Raw genomic sequence first — 17,382 nt, forward strand, 5'->3', positions numbered from 1 at the left:
GTCGTCGTTGTGCGTGAGGGCAGCGGGGCGCCGGGGACCCCTGGGATTCGCGAGGGAACGGAAAGCAGTGGGCAGAAGAAAGCGCGTCGCCGAGCGGCGGAAGACCAACCCCGCCGTGCTCGGCGGGGTGATCGCCGTCGTGATCGGTGGCGCCGGGTTCGGCGTCTACGCCCTGTACGGCGGTGGAGCGGCCGCGGACACGCAGTCGTCCTCCGCCGAGCAGCGGGCGAAGAAGGTCAGGTCCGGCCCGCTCTCCGGCAAGGAGGTCACCTCGGCCGCCGAGGCGTTCCTCACTGCCTGGCAGAAGGGCGACGTGGCGAAGGCCGCCGCCGCCACCGACGACAGCGCCGCCGCGAAGGCACTGCTCACCGGCTACGCCAAGGACGCCCGTATCAAGGACGTCACCCTCTCCCCGGGTGCCCGCGCCGGCGACAAGGTCCCCTTCTCGGTGAAGGGCACCGTCTCCTACAAGAAGACCAGCAAGCCCCTGACGTACGACAGCGCGCTCACCGTCGTCCGGCGGGCGGAGGACGGCAAGCCGCTGGTCAAGTGGCAGTCGTCGGTCGTCCACCCGGAGCTGAAGGACGGCGACCGGCTCGTCACCGGCGCGTCCGGCACCCCGCCGGTCAAGGCGCTCGACCGCGACGGCGGCGAGCTGACCGTGAAGGCCTACCCGTCGCTGGGCTCCGTCCTGGACGGGCTGCGCGAGAAGTACGGCGAGAAGGCCGGCGGCACGGCGGGTGTCGAGCTCCAGGTCGTCCGGGGCAAGGAGTCCCAGAAGGCGGAGCTGTCCGACAAGACCCTGCTGGAGCTGAGCAAGGGCACCCCGGGCACCGTGAAGACGACGCTCAGCCCCTCCCTGCAGGCCGCCGCCGAGCAGCAGGTCGCCGCGAAGGAGAAGGCGTCGGTCGTCGTGCTGCGCCCCTCCACCGGCGAGATCCTCGCCGCGGCGAACTCCTCGCACGGCTTCAACACCGCGTTCCAGGGGTCCCTCGCCCCCGGCTCCACGATGAAGGTCGTCACCTCCTCGCTGCTGATCGAGAAGGGGCTGGCGTCGGCGGACAAGGCGCACCCCTGCCCGAAGTACTTCACCTACGGGCACTGGAAGTTCCAGAACGACGACAAGTTCGAGATCAAGGGCGGCACGTTCAAGGCGAGCTTCGCCCGCTCCTGCAACACGGCCTTCATCAGTCAGGCGCCGGAGCTGGAGGACGACAGCCTGACCAAGCAGGCCCAGCAGGTCTTCGGTCTCTCGCTCGACAGCTGGTCGGTGGGCGTGCCCACCTTCGACGGCGCCGTCCCGGTGCAGTCGCAGGCGCAGATGGCGGCCGAGCTGATCGGGCAGGGCGGGGTGCGGATGAACCCGCTGAACATGGCGTCGGTGTCGGCGACCGTGAAGCAGGGCGTCTTCAAGCAGCCCTATCTGGTCTCCCCCGAGGTGGACGGGCGCTCGCTCGCGAAGGCGTCCCGCACGATGTCCGCGTCCACGCTGGGCCAGCTGCGCGATCTGATGGCGTACACGGCGAAGTACGGCACGGCGGCCGAGGCGATGGCGGGCGTCCCCGGTGACGTCGGCGCGAAGACCGGTTCGGCCGAGGTGGACAACCAGAAGAAGCCCAACGGCTGGTTCACGGCGTACCGGGGCGATCTCGCAGCGGCGGGTGTCGTGCAGTCGGCGGGGCACGGCGGTTCGACGGCCGGCCCGATCGTGGCGGCCCTGCTGAAGGCGGGCGGCTGAGCCTCAGCTGTGCACGGGTTCCGTGGCGGCCAGATAGGTCCGCCGCAGGAACCGCATCAGCGCCTTCGTGTCGAACTGGACGACCGAGACGCCCTCCGGTGAGTGGAACTCGACGACGGCCTGCACCCGGCCGCACGGCCAGACCCGTACCTCGCCGCTTCCGGCGGGGGCGCGCAGGCCCTGCTCCAGCAGGGTGCGCGAGCACGTCCAGTCGTGGGTGTCGCCTCCGGGGAGCCGGATGTGCACCACGCGTGGATCGGTGTCGGGGTCGTAGCGCAGGACGACCGGGACGGCGTCCTGCTCCGCGGCCTGGATGTCGGCGTCGGTGACGATGTGGGCTCGTGCGTACTGCTCGACTACGGACATCGGACGGCCCCTAACCCGCGTGAACTCAACGCGTGACCTGTGCGAAGGCTGTGCCTCCGCTCCTTCTCCAATGTCGCACATCTTCCCGATTCCGCTCGTCGTAGCCGGATCGGGCTCAGATGTGGGCCGAATCATGCCCGGACGCCCCACCGCGAGCGTGGCCGCAATGAACACCGCCTCGCTCTTGCGAACCGTTCGCATTAAGCCACTATCATCGTACGGTGCACGTACCTGACGGATTCATAGACGCCCCCACCTCCGCCGTGACCGGCGTGGTCGCCGCGGCCGCGGTCGCCGTGAGCCTGCGCGGTGCCCGGCGCGAGCTCGACGAACGCACCGCCCCGCTCGCCGGCCTGGTCGCCGCGTTCATCTTCGCCGTCCAGATGCTCAACTTCCCCGTCGCGGCCGGCACCAGTGGCCATCTGCTCGGCGGCGCCCTCGCGGCGATCCTCGTCGGGCCCTATACAGGCGTGTTGTGCGTGTCGGTGGTCCTGCTCATGCAGAGCATCCTGTTCGCGGACGGCGGCCTGACCGCGCTCGGAGTGAACATCACCAACATGGCGATCGTCACGACCGTCGTCGCCTACGCCGTCTTCCGGCTCCTGGTGAAGGTGCTCCCGCGCGGCCGCCGCTCCATCACCGTCGCCTCCTTCGCCGCGGCCCTGCTGTCCGTCCCGGCGGCGGCGCTCGCCTTCACGCTGATGTTCGCGGTCGGCGGCACCACCGACGTCTCCCTCGGCAAGGTCCTGACCGCCATGGTCGGCGTGCACGTCCTGATCGGCCTCGGCGAGGCCACGATCACCGCCCTGACGGTCGGCGCCGTCGTCGCCGTACGCCCCGACCTCGTGTACGGCGCCCGTGATCTGAGGCAGCGGCTGAGGCTGCGGGTCAACGGCGAACTCGTCGACGCTCCCGCCGCCGAGCCGGCCCCGGTCGCCGCCCGCTCCCCGCGCAAGATCTGGGCGGTCGGCCTGGTGACCTCCCTGGTCCTCGCCGGCTTCGTCAGCTTCTACGCCTCCGCCAGCCCCGACGGCCTGGAGAAGGTCGCCGCCGACCACGGCATCGACAAGAAGGCCGAGGACCACGCCGTCGCCGACTCCCCGCTCGCCGACTACGGCGTCAAGGACGTCACCGACGCCCGGCTGTCCGGCGGTCTCGCGGGCGTGATCGGCGTCGGGGTCACCGTCGTCGCGGGCAGCGCGGTGTTCTGGGCCGTGCGCCGGCGCCGCGCCGCCGGTCCCGCCGACGTCTCCCCGGCGAGCACGAGCGGCGCCTGACATGGGGGCGGGGCACGCGCACCGGCTGTACCGGCACGGGCACTCACCCGTGCACGGTCTGCCGCCGCACACCAAGCTGGCCGCGACGTTCGCGTTCGTCGTCGTCGTGGTCTCCACACCGCGCGAGGCGATGTGGGCGTTCGGCCTGTACGCCGTGCTGCTCGGCGTCGTCGCGTACGTCGCGCGCGTGCCCGCCGGCTTTCTGCTGAAGCGGCTGCTGATCGAGGTGCCGTTCGTCGCGTTCGCGGTGCTCATGCCGTTCGTGGCGGAGGGCGAACGCGTCGAGGTGCTGGGCCTGTCGCTGAGCGTCGGCGGCCTGTGGGGCGCCTGGAACGTGCTGGCCAAGGGCACCCTCGGGGTCGCCGCCTCGGTGCTGCTCGCCTCCACCACCGAACTGCGGGAGCTGCTGCTCGGCCTGCAGCGGCTGAAGCTGCCGCCGCTGCTCGTGCAGATCGCGTCCTTCATGGTCCGCTACGGCGACGTCATCGCCGACGAGATGCGCCGGATGCGCATCGCGCGCGAGTCCCGCGGCTTCGAGGCGAAGGGCGTACGGCACTGGGGGGTGCTCGCCAAGTCGGCCGGTGCCCTGTTCATCCGCTCCTACGAACGCGGCGAGCGCGTCCACCTGGCCATGGTCAGCCGCGGGTACGCCGGGACGATGCCGGTGATCGACGAGGTCACCGCGTCCCGGGCGCAGTGGTCGTACGCCCTGACCCTCCCGCTTTCCGCCCTCGTCGTCTGTCTGCTGGGATGGACCCTGTGACCGCTTCCCTCGAGGTCCGTGGCCTCGCCTTCGCCTACCCCGACGGGCATCAGGCCCTGTTCGGCGTCGACTTCTCCATCGAGCGCGGCGAACGGGTCGCGCTGCTCGGCCCGAACGGCGCCGGCAAGACGACTCTCGTGCTGCACCTCAACGGCATCCTGAGCGGCGGCACCGGCACGGTCCGGGTCGCCGGGCTGCCCGTGGGCCGGGAGCACATGGCGGAGATCCGGCGCCGGGTCGGGATCGTCTTCCAGGACCCGGACGACCAGCTGTTCATGCCGACGGTCCGCGAGGACGTGGCGTTCGGCCCGGCCGCCGCCGGGCTGAAGGGCGCCGAGCTGGAGGCCCGCGTCGACCGGGCGCTGGAACGGGTCGGCATGGCCGAGTTCAAGGACCGCCCGCCGCACCATCTGTCGTTCGGGCAGCGGCGCCGGGTCGCGGTCGCCACGGTGCTCGCGATGGAGCCGGAGATCCTCGTCCTGGACGAGCCGTCCTCCAACCTGGACCCGGCCTCCCGCCGCGAACTCGCCGACATCCTGCGCTCCCTGGACGTCACCGTCCTCATGGTCACCCACGACCTGCCGTACGCGCTGGAGCTGTGCCCCCGGTCGCTGATCCTCAGCGAGGGCGTGATCGCGGCGGACGGCCCGACCCGTGAACTCCTCGCCGACGACGCGCTGATGGGCGCCCACCGCCTGGAGCTGCCGTACGGCTTCGACCCGCGCTCGGTGCCCACGGGCGCCTGACCTCCACCCTCCCCGCGAGACGTCGGCCACACTTCGGAATCGAAGGTGGCACACCCATGTTGGACTGGACACCGCAGGCGCCACGGGGGCGCCGGGTGGTCGTCGAGGGAGCACGCGCGTGGATGTGAACGGCACGGTCGCCGAGGGCTTCGAGCCGGTCAGGGACGCCTTCGCGCGGAACTTCACCGGGCTCGGCGAGCGGGGCGCGGCCGTCGCCGTGTACCGCGACGGGCGGCGGGTCGTCGACCTGTGGGCGGGCACCCGGGACGTCGACGGCACCGAGCCCTGGGAGCGCGGCACCGCGCAGGTCGTGCGCTCGGCCACCAAGGGGGTCGCCGCGGCCGTGGCCCTGCTGCTGCACCAGCGCGGGGAACTCGACCTGGACGCGCCGGTGGCGGCGTACTGGCCGGAGTTCAAGGCGCACGGCAAGGAGCGGCTGCTGGTCCGGCACGTCCTCGGCCATCGTGCCGGGCTCCCGGTCCTGGACGTGCCGCTCACCCCGCAGGAGGCCCTGGACCCCGAGCGCGGTCCGGCGGCGGTCGCCGCGCAGCGCCCCGTGTGGGAGCCCGGCACCGCGCACGGCTATCACGCGCTGACGTACGGCTGGCTGCTGGACGGGCTGGTGCGACGGGTGACGGGCCGCTGGACCGGCGAGTGGCTCGCCGAGGAGGTGGCGGGCCCGCTGGGGCTCGATCTGTGGCTGGGGCTGCCTGAGGAGGTGGCCGGCCGGGTCGGCCGTACCGGGCGGGTGGACGGGCCGGAGCCGGCGGGCGCGCTGCGGGCCCGGCCGAAGCGGTCGGTGACCGCGGCCTACGAGGACCCTGACTCCCTCACGCGTCGCGCGTTCGCCGCGATCAGCCCCTTCCCCGACCAGAACGACCCCGCGTACCGCGCGGCCGCGCTCCCCGCCACGAACGGCATCGCGACGGCCGACGCGCTGGCCCGCTTCTACGCGGCGCTGATCGGCGAGGTCGACGGGGTGCGGCTGTTCGACCCGGCGACGGTGGACCTGGCCCGCGCCGAGGAGTCGTCGGGCCCGGACCGCGTCCTGGTCGTCAACACCCGTTTCGGTCTGGGGTACATGCTGCACGGCACCGCGGCGCCGCTGCTGGGCCCCGGCTCGTTCGGGCATCCCGGGCGCGGCGGTGCCCTCGGCTTCGCCGACCCGGAGGCGCGCATCGCCTTCGGCTATGTGACGAACGGCTTCCGCAGGACGGTGACGGCGGACCCGAGGGCGCAGGCGCTGATCCGCGCGGTGAGGACTTCGCTGGACACCCCCTAGACGTTGATCGGGTGCGAGGTGCGGCCCGACGCGGCGTCGATCTCGCTGTGCGCCTTGTTCAGCATCTGCGTCGCCAGCTCGTTCAGCGCGCGGGCACCGGCGATCTCCTCGCCCACCCGGGGCTGGTAGGAGTCCGTGTGGTGCCGGGTGGCGTGCCCGTGGCCGCGTACCTCGGTGCCGTCGGGGAGCCGTACCAGCGCGGCCGCCCGCGTGTGCTGGTCGTCCTCCACGAACTCCATCTCGACATGCCATCCCACTGCGGTGTGCATCATGACGATCACCTCCGGAAGACCTGCTTCCAGGGTGCTCCTTCACGGACCGGCTCGCCAGAAGGGCCGGGGCGGGGCGCTCGTACAGTGGCCGCCACCGCACACCGCCGACGAACGGGGAAAGCCCATGCCCGGGGACGAACAGCCCTGCGTGTTCTGTGAGATCGCGGCCGGGACCGCCGGGACGCGGCTGGTCCACGAGGACCCGCACACCGTGGCGTTCTTCCCGCTGGAGCCGGCCACCCTCGGCCACACCCTGGTGGTGCCCCGGCGGCACTCGGCGGACCTGTGGGCGATGGACGACACGACGGCCCGGCATGTGATGCGGACGGTGCTGCGGGTGGGCCGGGCGCTGCGCTCGGTGCTCGCGCCGGACGGGATGAACGTCGTCTCCTCGGCGGGCGAGGCGGCCACGCAGACGGTGTTCCACACCCATGTGCATCTGGTGCCGCGCCGGGCCGGGGACGCGATGGGACGGCTGTGGCCGGCCGCCGGCGCCGGTTTCCGGTTCGCCGACGACGCCGCCGCGGACGCGCTCGCGGCCCGGGTCGCGGACGCCGCCCGCGCCGGCTCAGAGGGCGAGGACGACAAGCGCGAGGTCGGCCAGTAACAGCGGCGAGTAGAACAGCAGCAGGGTCGGCGTGACCCAGACCTCCCGCCAGGGCATGGCGCCCAGATAGGACGCCACGTTCATGGAGAGCGGCTCGACGGTGCTGCCGGGGCGGCGGGCGTCGTCGTAGAGGCGGCGGAAGGCCCGCTCCTGGCGCAGGAAGAAGCAGTCGAGGTACCAGAAGCACAGCAGCGGCAGCACGCCGACGGCCGCGAGGTGCCAGCTCATCCGGCTCGCCGACAGCGCGAGCAGACCGGCGGCCAGGGTCAGCGCCCAGCCCTTCACCAGGAAGGAGTTGGTGCCCATCCGCGTGATGGTGGCCTGGATGAACTCGAGGTGCTTGATCCGGTCCGGAGGCAGGGGCTCCCGGCCGCCGACCCCCGCGTCCGACCCCTCGCTCAGCGCCGTCACTGCCCGCCCCCTCGGTGAACCGTCCGCCGGGACGATCGTAGTGCGGCGGGCGGCCCGAGGGGCCGGTCCCGGACAGTCGAACGGCCCGATCCGGACGCCACGTCCGCCCCAGCCGACGCACGTTTACCCGGTGTCCATCCGGCAACCCGGGATCAGGTGACACTCGGCACAGGGACCGCCGAAGGCGCTCCCGCCCTGCTTCCATGGGAGGGTCGCGCACCGGCTCTGGCCCCGCCGACGGCGCCTCTCGTCCCGTCCCCCGCACAGGGCCGCACCGAGGCCATGCGCTGCTGCTTCTCCGCCCATCTCCCCGCTCTCGCCGCCCTGTCGGCCCTGCCCGGCCCCGGTGAGGTGCTGCGCTCCGGGGCGCGGCTGGCCCCCGCCCTGCTGCGGTCGGCGGCCACGGCCCGCCGGCGGGTCCGCGCCGCGCACCCCGACGATCTGGCGGCCGTCCATCTGGAACTGGTCACGCTCACCGAGGACCGCGCGGTCGTCACCTGGTTCACCGGTGTCCCCGGCACCGACGACGGCGCGGGCCGCCCGCTGCCCGCCGTCACCGAGGGCGAGGTCGTCTACGGCACCCATCCGTCCCGGCTGAACCGGGTGGCGTCCGGCGGCCCGCCCACCGCCCATCACCAGGTGGAGCTCACAGGCCTGGAGCCGGGGCAGACGTACTACTACCAGGCCCGTTCGCGCGGGGTCGCCGCGACGCCGACCTCGCTGCACCTGGTGCGCGGCAACGCGGTCGGCACCTCGGCGTTCGGGCTCGGCACCCGCGGCGGGCCGTACTCGTTCACGACCCCGCAGCCGCCGCCCGGCCGGCATCTGCTGTCCGTCGCGCTCTGCAACGACCTGCACCTCGGCGAGACCACCGCCGGGCTGGTCGGCGGGCTGCCGCTGCTGCGCGGGGTCCTTCAGCAGCCGGGCCGGGAGCCGTATCCGGAGATCATGTCGCGGGCGCTGGTCGAGGAGGCCCGGCGGCGCGGCGCGGACGTGCTGCTCGCCGGCGGCGACATCTCGGCCGGCGGTGCGGCGCACGACCTCGCGGAGGCCCGGCGCATCCTCGACGGGTTCGGCACCCGCGGGCGGGACTACTTCGTCGTGCGCGGCAACCACGACCGTTCCGCGGAGGGCACCTTCGCCACCGCGTTCGTGGACGGCGACGGCCCCGGCTGGTTCACGCGCGACCTCGGCGGGCTGCGGGTCGTCGGCCTCGACACCTATGTCAGGGCGGGCAACGGCGCCGACGCGGGCGGCCTCGGCCGGGAGCAACTGGCCTGGTTCCAGCAGCGGTTGAGGGAGCAGCCCGACCAGCCGACGCTGGTGTTCGGGCATCATCCGCTGACCGTGCGGGACTCGCTGTTCCCGGTGACGCGCGGGCACTGCCTGGACCGCCGGCAGGCCGGTTCCGTCCTCGACGCCTACGCGGACGCCCCGGGCGTCTTCCTGCACCACGCCGGCCACACACACCGCAACAAGCGGACGGTGCTGGCGCGCGCCCCGCATGTCACCCAGCAGGAGGTCGCGGCGGCCAAGGAGTACCCGGGCGGCTTCACCCTGCTGCGCGTCCACTCCGGCGGCTTCGCCCTGAACCACTACAAGGCGGGCGATCTGGCGGCCCGTCAGTGGAGCGAGCGCAGCCGGCGCGTGGCCGGGGGTCTGTGGCCGCACCACTCGCTGGGCCGCTCGGTCGCGGACCGCAACAGCGTGACGGTCCGTGACCTGTCGGGGATCACGGGCCGGCTCTGAGCCCGCCCGCCGGGTCACCCGGTGTGCAGCATCAGTCCTATCCCGGCGACCAGCAGGAACGCGGCCGCGATACGCGGCGCCCCGAAGCGCTCCTTGAAGAAGACGGCCCCGATGGCGGCGCCGACGATGATGGAGGACTCGCGCAGCGCCGCGACCGGCGCGAGTGCGGCCCGGGTCTGCGCCCACAGGACCAGGGCGTACGCGGTGACAGACAGGGCGGCGCCGAGCAGCCCCAGCCCCGCGTACGGGCGCAGCACGGCCAGGGCCGACCCGCGCCAGCGCCACAGCGCGTACGCCGGGACCGCGAGCCCTTCGAGCGTCATCAGCCAGGCGATGTAGCCGAGGGACGACCCGGACGCGCGGACGCCTAGCCCGTCGAGCACGGTGTACGCGGCGATGCTCAGCCCGGTGGCGAGGGCGGCGCCGATCGCGGCCCAGTCCGGCCGACGTCCGCGCAGCCCCCACAGGGCGACCCCGGTCAGGCCCGCGCAGGACAGGGCGATCCCTGCGGCCGCCCAGCCGTCCGGCACCTCGTGGGCGAAGACGGCGGCGAGGACGGCGACCACGAGCGGCGCGGTGCCCCGGGCGAGCGGGTAGGCCTGCCCGAAGTCACCGAGCCGGAAGGACGTCATCAGCAGCGCGAAGTACAGGACGTGGACGACCGCCGACGCCAGCAGATACGGCCAGGCGCCCGCCGCCGGGAACGTCCCGAAGGGCATCAGGGCGATCCCGATGAGCACCCCGCCGCCCGCGATGAGGGTGAACCCGACGAGCTTGTCGGCGATGCGGTGCGCGATGGCGTTCCAGCCGGCGTGGGTGACGGCGGCGAGCAGGACGGCGCCGGCGACCAGGGGCGTCACTGCTCGCGCACGTCGACGAGGGCGGCTCCGGCGTGGGCGATCAGGTCCTTGGGCCCGATGGGGAAGACGGTGTGCGGGTCCCCTGCGGCGGCCCACACCACGTCGTGCTCCAGCAGCGACCGGTCGGCGAGGACCCGGGTGCGGGTGCGGTGCCCGAAGGGCGGCACGCCCCCGATGACATATCCGGTGGTCTCGCGGACGACGTCGGCCTTGGCGCGGGTGACCTTCCCGGCGCCGAGTTCCTCCCGTACCCGTTCGAGGTCGACCCGGGAGGCGCCGTCCATGAGGACCAGGACGGGGACGCCGTCGGCGGCGAAGATCAGGGACTTGCAGATCTCGCTGAGCTCGCAGCCGATCGCGGCGGCGGCCTCGGCGGCGGTGCGGGTGGCGTCCGGGAAGCGGCGGACGCGGGGCAGCAGTTCGCCGAGGCCCAGTTCGTGCAGGGCCTCGGCGAATCGGGGGTGGGCTCCGGAGCCCGGGCTGTCGGTCGTCGTCATGCACGGCACGCTAGCGGTGCGTGTACGGGCCACGCGAGGACGTTTCGCGGTCCGGACCGGCACGGCGGAAGGCCGGTGAGGGCGCCCCGTCCCCACGGAGCCCTCACCGGCCGGTCCTGGCCGGCCGCCCGCGTGTCAGACGAGGGCGGGCGCGCGGTCCGCGTCGGGGTCGGTGTCCTTGCCGTCCTCGGGGGTGCGCAGGCCCTCGCCCTCCACGTCCACGTTGGGCAGGGCGCGGTCCAGCCACTTCGGCAGCCACCAGGCCCGCTTGCCGAGCAGGGCGAGGACGGCCGGGACGATGGCCATGCGGACGACGAAGGCGTCGAAGAACACCGCGATCGCCAGGCCGAAGCCGATCATCTTGACCATGGACTCGCTGGAGCCGATGAACCCGGCGAAGACCGCCATCATGATCACCGCGGCCGCGGTGACGACCCGGGCGCCGTGCCGGAAGCCGGTGACGACCGCCTGGCTCGGCTTCTCGCCGTGGACGTACGCCTCGCGCATCCGGGTCACGAGGAACACCTCGTAGTCCATGGCGAGGCCGAAGACCACGCCGACCATGAAGATCGGCATCATCGACATGACCGGTCCGGTCTCCTCGACGCCGAGCAGGCCCGCGAACCAGCCCCACTGGAAGACGGCGACGACCGCGCCGAGGGCGGCGAGCACGCTCAGCAGGAACCCGAGGGCCGCCTTGAGCGGGACGAGGACCGAGCGGAACACCACGATCAGCAGCAGGAAGGCCAGGCCGACCACCAGCGCCAGATACGGCAGCAGGGCGTCGTTCAGCTTCTGCGAGACGTCGATGTTCATCGCGGTCGAGCCGGTGACCAGGACGGTCGAGCCGGTGTCGGCCTGGATGCGGGCGCCCTCGTCGCGGATGGAGTGCACCAGGTCCTCGGTGGTGACCGACGACGGCTTGGCGTTCGGGATGACGGTGATGGTGGCGGTGTCGCCGGCCTTGTTGGGCGCGGCCGGCGTCACCGTGGCCACGTCGTCCAGCCGCTCGATGGTGTTGCCGACATCGCCGAAGACGGCCTTCGGGTCGTCGGTGCCGCGGGCGTCGACCACGACCATCAGCGGTCCGTTGAAGCCGGGTCCGAAGCCGTCGGAGAGCAGGTCGTAGGCGCGGCGCTGGGTGGTGGACGTCGGCTGGGAGCCGTCGTCGCCGAGGCCGAGCTCCAGGGAGGTCGCGGGGACGGCGGCGGCGCCGAGGCCGAGCACACCGAGCAGCAGCACGGCGACCGGGCGGCGGACGACGAAACTCGCCCAGCGGGTGCCCATGTTGGGCTTGGCGGTGCCGGACGCGGCCTTGCGCTCGGCGCGCCGGCCGCCCATCCAGCGGCTCTTGGCGCCGGCGGGCCGGACCCGGCGGCCGGCGTAGCCGAGCAGCGCGGGGATCATCGTCAGGGCGATCAGGACCGCGATGACGACGGTGCCGGCGGCGGCGATGCCCATCTTGCTGAGCATCGGGATGTTGACGACGGACAGGCCGACCAGGGCGATGACGACGGTCAGTCCGGCGAAGACCACGGCGGATCCGGCGGTGCCCACGGCCCGTCCGGCGGCCTCCTCGCGGTCGCGGCCCTCGGCGAGTTCGGCCCGGTAGCGGGAGACGATGAACAGGGCGTAGTCGATGCCGACAGCGAGGCCGATCATCGTCGCCAGGGTCGAGGTGGTGGAGCCCAGCTCCAGCGCGCTCGCCAGGGCGGTGATCGTGGAGATGCCGATGCCGACGCCGATCAGGGCGGTCAGCAGCGGGAGCCCGGCCGCTATCAGGGAGCCGAAGGTGATGACGAGGACGACCGCGGCGATCGCGATGCCGATGACCTCGGTGGCCCCGGTCTCGGGGGTCGTCTGGAGGGCGTCACCGCCGACCTCGACGGTCAGTCCGGCGTCACGGGCGTCCTGCGCGGCGTCCTCGAGGGCCTCGCGCGAGGTGTCCTCCAGCTCCATGCCGGAGACCTTGTACTTCACGGAGGCGTACGCGGTCGTGCCGTCCTTGCTGACGGCGTTCGCGGTGTACGGGTCGGCGACGGAGGCGACCTCGGAGCCGTCGGACAGCTCCCGGACGGTGTCCTCCACGGCCGCCTTGTTGCCGGCGTCCGTCATCTTCTGGCCGTCCGGCGCCTTGAAGACGACCCGGGCGGTGGCGCCGTCGGCGCTCATCCCGGGGAACCGTTCGTCCAGCAGGTCGAAGGCCTTCTGCGCCTCGGTGCCGGGGATCGAGAAGGACGTGCTGCCCGCGCTCGGGGCGGTGGCCGCGCCGACGCCGGCGACGGCGAGCAGCGCGACCCAGATGAGGGCGACGAAATGGCGTCGCCTGAAGGCGAGCCGGCCGAGTTTGTACAGGAACGTGGCCACGAGGGCGTCTCCCGGTCAGGTCGTGTGTTGGTTCTGGGCAGGGGTGATCAGCCCGACGACGTGAGCGGTTACGTCAGGTAAGGGCTTGCGTGGGGAGGGCTCGTCAGCTGACGGGGACGCCGAGGGCGGGGAGGACGACGGCGTCGATGTAGGACGTGAGGAAGGCCTTCGTCGGCGGCCGGTCGTCGATCAGGGACCGGGTGGCGAAGGCGCCGACCAGCATGTGCACGACGTAGTCGAGCGCCGGGCGGTCGGGGCGGACCTCGCCGCGCTCGACGGCCCGCTGCAGGATCCGCCGGAACTCCTCCATCTCGGGTTCGATGAGGAGTTCCTTGAACGCCTGCAGGAGGTCGGGGTTGTTGTGCACCGCCATGAACAGACCCCGCATCAGCGCGGCGTTCTGCTGCATGGTGCAGTCGTCCTCCTGGGACGTCAGGGCGTGCAGGTCGCCCCGCAGGGACCCGGTGTCGATCTCGGAGACGTTGCCCGGCTTGTTGTGCCGGATCGCCTTGACCACCAGCTCCGGCTTGCCGCCCCACTGGCGGTAGAGCGTCGCCTTGCTGGACCGGGTGCGGGCCGCCACGGCGTCCATGGTGAGGGCGTCGTAGCCGACCTCCCGGAGGAGTTCGAGCACGGCCGCGTACAGCTCGGCCTCGCGCTCGGGGGTGATGCGGGAACGCCGTGTCGTGGACACCTCGGTCATCGCTGCCACCCCTCTCCTCCGAACGATACGGTTTCGTACACCTAAGACGATAGCGCACGACGCTAACGAAACGAAACGGTTTCGTTCGTGTTCTGGGTCACGCACTCCTTTCGGCCATGGCGCGGCTTCGGATGGCCGGTATGTCACGAGTTGCCCCCTCCAGTCCCCGGGCGAAGCATGGGGAGGTGAGCTACCTGCGCCTACCGCATCTGAGCGGCGACCTGCTGTGTTTCGTGGCCGAGGACGACCTGTGGCTGGCCCCCCTCGACGCCCCGGGCCGGGCCTGGCGCCTCACCGTGGACCGCGCCAAGACCGGCCACCCCCGCTTCTCCCCCGACGGCCGGCACATCGCGTACACGAGCTGGCGCACCCTCGTCCCCGAGATCCACCTCGTCCCCGTCGACGGCGGCGCCACCACCCGGCTCACCCACTGGGGCTCCGCCGACACCCAGGTCTGCGGCTGGACACCCGACGGGGTGATCCTCGCCGTCGCCTCCCACGGCGAGCCCTTCTCCCACTACACGTTCGCCTACCAGGTACGCCCCGACGGCGAGCCCGGCCGCAAGCTCCCCTGGGGCCCCTGCTCCGACATCCAGGTCGCCGACTTCGAAGGCGAGCGCCGCACCCTGCTGCTCACCGGCACCCCGCCGCACGAACCGGCGTACTGGAAGCGCTACCGCGGCGGCGCCACCGGCCGGCTGTGGCTGCACTGCCAACGGCTGCTCGAAGGCCTCGACGGGCATCTGCACTCCCCGATGTTCGTCGGGGACCGCATCGCCTTCCTCTCCGACCACGAGGGCGTCGGCAACCTCTACTCCTGCGCCCACGACGGCTCGGACCTGCTCCGGCACACCGACCACGACGCCTTCTACGCCCGGCACGCGGCGAGCGACGGCACCCGGGTGGTGTACCAGTGCGCGGGCGACCTGTGGATCGTGGACGACCTCGCGGCCGACTCCGAGCCCCGCCGGCTCGACGTACGGCTCAGCGGCCCGGCGGCGGGCCGCCGCCCGTACCAGGTGCCGGCCGCCCAGCACGTCGACGGCGTCTCCGTGGACGAGACCGGCCGGGCCAGCGCCGTCGTCGTCCGGGGCAGCCTGTACTGGCTGACCCATCGCGACGGCCCCGCCCGCACCATCACCGACACCCCGGGCGTACGGGTCCGCCTCCCGGAGATGCTGGGCTCCGTCGGCCAGGTCGCCTACGTCACCGACGCGGACGGCGAGGACGCCGTCGAGATCGCCTACCTCCCCCGCGCCACCGGCGACCGGGAGCCGCGCCGGCTGGCCTCCGGCGAGCTGGGGCGGGTCCTGGAGATGGTCGCCGACCCCCGCGGTGAACGGCTCGCGATCGCCGCCCACGACGGCCGGCTGCTCGTCCTCGACGCGACCGAGGAATCCAACGGCGAGGTCACCGAGCTGATCCGGTCCGTGAACGGACCCGTGCGCGACCTCGCCTTCTCCCCCGACGGCGGCTGGCTGACCTGGTCGCACCCCGGCATCGGCCGCACCCTGCGCCAGATCAAGCTGGCCCGGATGAAGGACCGGCTGATCGTCGACGTCACCGACGGCCGCTTCGAGGACGAGAACCCGGTCTTCACCCGCGACGGCCGCTATCTCGCGTTCCTGTCCTGGCGGGGCTTCGACCCGGTCTACGACGTGCACACCGGCGACCTGTCCTTCCCGCTGGGCTGCCGCCCCTACCTGGTCCCGCTCTCCTCGGCCACCCCCTCCCCGTTCGCCCTGACCCCGGAGGGCCGGCCCGCCGCCGGGGGCCTGGACCCGCTGGCCGACGACGAGGTCGGCGACCCCGGCACGACGACCGTGGAGACCGAGGGCCTGGCCAGCCGTGTCACCCCGTTCCCGGTGACCGCCTCCAAGTACTCGGCACTGCACCCGGTCTCCGGCGGCGGACTGGTGTGGCTGCGCTGGCCGATCTCGGGCGCGCTCGGCGAGACCTTCGCCAACCCCGACGACATGACCGGCCGCCCCACCCTGGAGCACTTCTCCATCGGCAAGGCGAAGAAGACCGAACTGGTCGGCCACCTCGACTGGTTCGCGGTCAGCGGCGACGGCACCCGGCTGGTGGTCGTCGACGAGGGCGACCTGCGGGCCGTCCCCGCCAGCGAGTCCGGCGACAGCGACAGCACGGTGTGGATCGACACCCGCCGCATCCTGCACGAGGCCGACCCGGCGGCCGAGTGGCGGCAGGCGTACGCCGAGGCCGGACGGCTGATCCGGGCGTACTTCTGGGACCCCGGCATGTGCGGCATCGACTGGGACGCCGTCCTCGACCAGTACCGCCCGCTCGTCGAACGCGTCGCCACCCCCGACGAGTTCGCCGACCTGCTCCGCGAGGTGCTGGGCGAGCTCGGCACCTCCCACGCCTATGTCACGGCCGCCCGCCGCAACGAGGGCCCGCCGCACTACCAGCGCCGCCAGGGCCTGCTCGGCGCCAACCTCGCGCGCCGCGAGGACGGCTGGGCGGTGCGGCGCATCCTGCCCGGTGACTCCTCCGACTCCAAGGCCCGCTCCCCGCTGGCCGGCACCGGCATCCGCGAGGGCGCCGTGCTCACCCATGTCGACGGCCGCCCCGTCGACCCCCACACCGGGCCGTACCCGCTGCTCGCCGGAGCCGGCGGCACCACGGTGGAGCTGACCTTCACCCCGGCCGAGGGCGTCGCCGGCCGCGCGCGCCGCGTCGCCGTCGTCCCCCTCGTCGACGAACGCCCGCTGCGCTACCAGGACTGGGTCACCAAACGCCGGGCCGTCGTACGGGAGCTGAGCGGCGGACGCTGCGGCTATCTGCACATCCCCGACCTCGGCGGCTCGGGCTGGGCGCAGTTCAACCGCGACCTGCGCATGGAGATGTCCCGGCCCGCGCTCATCGTGGACGTGCGCGGCAACGCGGGCGGCCACATCAGCGAGCTCGTCGTGGAGAAGCTGACCCGGACCATCATCGGCTGGGACCTCACCCGCAACGCCCAGCCGGTGTCGTACGCCTCCGACGCGCCCCGCGGCCCGATCGTCGCCCTCGCCGACGAGGCGACCTCCTCCGACGGCGACATGATCACCGCCGCGTTCAAGCTGCTGCGCCTCGGACCGGTCGTCGGGCAGCGCACCTGGGGCGGGGTCGTCGGCATGACGGGCCGTCACCGGCTCGGCGACGGCACGGTGATCACCGTCCCGATGAACGCGGCCTGGTTCGACGCCTACGGCTGGTCCGTCGAGAACCAGGGCGTCACCCCCGACGTCGAGGTCCTGCGCACCCCGCTGGACTGGGCGGAGGGCCGCCACGCCCAGCTCGCCGACGCCGTCGAACTCGCTCTGGAACTCCTGGAGTCCCACCCGGCGGCGACACCCCCGGACTACTCCCACGTACCGGACCGGTCCCGGCCGAAACTGCCACCGCGCCCGGCGTCGTAGGCCGTGCACTCCCAGGCCGTGCACGCGAACGCGGGGCACCCACCAGAGCCGGGGGCACCCCGCGTTTCAGCGAACCGACGGACTACCGGTCGTAGTCGAGGTCGAAGCGCTCGTCTTCCTCACGCTCGCGCATGCGCTCGGGCTCCTCGTCACGCTGCGGGCGCTGCGGCGGACGGCCCCGCTCCGGCTGCTCCTGCGGACGGCGCTCCTGCTGCCCGTGCTGGCGCGCACGCTCCTGGAGCTGCTCGGACTTCTCCTTGAACTGGTCCTTCATGCCCATGTGGGTTCACTCCCGTAGTGGGTCGGATCGGCCCCTCGC

General features: G+C 72.9%; 16 protein-coding genes. 8 read left to right on the forward strand and 8 right to left on the reverse strand.

Annotated features, from left to right (window positions below; genetic code table 11):
* The first annotated feature begins 67 nt into the window (after positions 1 to 67).
* Positions 68 to 1,738, forward strand: a complete 1,671-nt coding sequence (locus tag KBY32_RS34085; protein WP_210982798.1) for a penicillin-binding transpeptidase domain-containing protein — start codon at positions 68 to 70, stop codon at positions 1,736 to 1,738.
* 3 nt (positions 1,739 to 1,741) lie between these two features.
* Here the strand turns inward: KBY32_RS34085 and KBY32_RS34090 are convergent, their stop codons facing one another.
* Positions 1,742 to 2,104, reverse strand: coding sequence for an SsgA family sporulation/cell division regulator (locus KBY32_RS34090; RefSeq protein WP_055624864.1), 363 nt, complete (start codon positions 2,102 to 2,104; stop codon positions 1,742 to 1,744).
* Positions 2,105 to 2,325: 221 nt separating this feature from the next.
* Here KBY32_RS34090 and KBY32_RS34095 point away from each other — a divergent pair, with 221 nt between their 5' ends.
* From KBY32_RS34095 to KBY32_RS34110, 4 genes are all read left to right on the forward strand, one after another.
* Positions 2,326 to 3,381: an energy-coupling factor ABC transporter permease gene (locus KBY32_RS34095; protein ID WP_210982799.1), complete on the forward strand. Its 1,056-nt coding sequence runs from the start codon at positions 2,326 to 2,328 to the stop codon at positions 3,379 to 3,381.
* A gap of 1 nt (position 3,382) precedes the next feature.
* A complete protein-coding gene (cbiQ, locus tag KBY32_RS34100) occupies positions 3,383 to 4,144 on the forward strand; it encodes a cobalt ECF transporter T component CbiQ (protein WP_055624866.1) in 762 nt (253 codons plus the stop codon).
* On the forward strand, positions 4,132 to 4,890 hold the full coding sequence (locus KBY32_RS34105) for an energy-coupling factor ABC transporter ATP-binding protein (RefSeq protein WP_210982800.1): 759 nt from the start codon (positions 4,132 to 4,134) through the stop codon (positions 4,888 to 4,890). Before cbiQ ends, KBY32_RS34105 begins: the two co-directional genes overlap by 13 nt.
* 118 nt (positions 4,891 to 5,008) lie before the next feature.
* Positions 5,009 to 6,172, forward strand: coding sequence for a serine hydrolase domain-containing protein (locus KBY32_RS34110; RefSeq protein ID WP_210982801.1), 1,164 nt, complete (start codon positions 5,009 to 5,011; stop codon positions 6,170 to 6,172).
* On the opposite strand, the gene KBY32_RS34115 is transcribed toward KBY32_RS34110, so the two are convergent.
* On the reverse strand, positions 6,169 to 6,444 hold the full coding sequence (locus KBY32_RS34115) for a DUF1876 domain-containing protein (RefSeq protein ID WP_055624904.1): 276 nt from the start codon (positions 6,442 to 6,444) through the stop codon (positions 6,169 to 6,171). The genes KBY32_RS34110 and KBY32_RS34115 overlap by 4 nt on opposite strands.
* Positions 6,445 to 6,568: 124 nt before the next feature.
* Between KBY32_RS34115 and KBY32_RS34120 the strand changes: the two genes are divergently transcribed.
* Positions 6,569 to 7,051 carry an HIT family protein gene (locus KBY32_RS34120; RefSeq protein WP_210982802.1) on the forward strand — a complete coding sequence of 161 codons (483 nt, stop codon included), beginning with the start codon at positions 6,569 to 6,571 and terminating at the stop codon, positions 7,049 to 7,051.
* Here KBY32_RS34120 and KBY32_RS34125 read toward each other — a convergent pair.
* Positions 7,013 to 7,462, reverse strand: a complete 450-nt coding sequence (locus KBY32_RS34125) for a hypothetical protein (RefSeq protein ID WP_210982803.1) — start codon at positions 7,460 to 7,462, stop codon at positions 7,013 to 7,015. The genes KBY32_RS34120 and KBY32_RS34125 overlap by 39 nt on opposite strands.
* Positions 7,463 to 7,744: 282 nt before the next feature.
* Here KBY32_RS34125 and KBY32_RS34130 point away from each other — a divergent pair, with 282 nt between their 5' ends.
* Positions 7,745 to 9,211, forward strand: coding sequence for a metallophosphoesterase family protein (locus tag KBY32_RS34130; protein WP_115508295.1), 1,467 nt, complete (start codon positions 7,745 to 7,747; stop codon positions 9,209 to 9,211).
* A gap of 14 nt (positions 9,212 to 9,225) precedes the next feature.
* Here the strand turns inward: KBY32_RS34130 and KBY32_RS34135 are convergent, their stop codons facing one another.
* The 4 genes from KBY32_RS34135 to KBY32_RS34150 form a co-directional block, all read right to left on the reverse strand.
* Positions 9,226 to 10,071 (reverse strand): EamA family transporter, encoded by an 846-nt coding sequence (locus tag KBY32_RS34135; RefSeq protein WP_055624872.1) that lies wholly within the window; start codon positions 10,069 to 10,071, stop codon positions 9,226 to 9,228.
* Entirely contained in the window at positions 10,068 to 10,568 is a 501-nt protein-coding gene (locus tag KBY32_RS34140; protein ID WP_055624873.1) for a YbaK/EbsC family protein, read from the reverse strand. The genes KBY32_RS34135 and KBY32_RS34140 overlap by 4 nt, the downstream gene beginning before the upstream one ends.
* A 135-nt stretch (positions 10,569 to 10,703) precedes the next feature.
* On the reverse strand, positions 10,704 to 12,935 hold the full coding sequence (locus tag KBY32_RS34145; protein WP_210982804.1) for an MMPL family transporter: 2,232 nt from the start codon (positions 12,933 to 12,935) through the stop codon (positions 10,704 to 10,706).
* 103 nt (positions 12,936 to 13,038) lie between these two features.
* On the reverse strand, positions 13,039 to 13,638 hold the full coding sequence (locus tag KBY32_RS34150) for a TetR/AcrR family transcriptional regulator (RefSeq protein WP_210982818.1): 600 nt from the start codon (positions 13,636 to 13,638) through the stop codon (positions 13,039 to 13,041).
* 185 nt (positions 13,639 to 13,823) lie between these two features.
* On the opposite strand from KBY32_RS34150, the gene KBY32_RS34155 reads away from it, so the two are divergent.
* Positions 13,824 to 17,063: a S41 family peptidase gene (locus tag KBY32_RS34155; protein ID WP_210982805.1), complete on the forward strand. Its 3,240-nt coding sequence runs from the start codon at positions 13,824 to 13,826 to the stop codon at positions 17,061 to 17,063.
* A gap of 82 nt (positions 17,064 to 17,145) precedes the next feature.
* Here the strand turns inward: KBY32_RS34155 and KBY32_RS34160 are convergent, their stop codons facing one another.
* Positions 17,146 to 17,343, reverse strand: a complete 198-nt coding sequence (locus KBY32_RS34160; RefSeq protein ID WP_055624877.1) for a hypothetical protein — start codon at positions 17,341 to 17,343, stop codon at positions 17,146 to 17,148.
* Positions 17,344 to 17,382: the final 39 nt, after the last annotated feature.

The sequence above is a fragment of the Streptomyces sp. RK62 genome (assembly GCF_018070255.1).
Taxonomy (GTDB): Bacteria; Actinomycetota; Actinomycetes; order Streptomycetales; family Streptomycetaceae; genus Streptomyces; species Streptomyces nigra.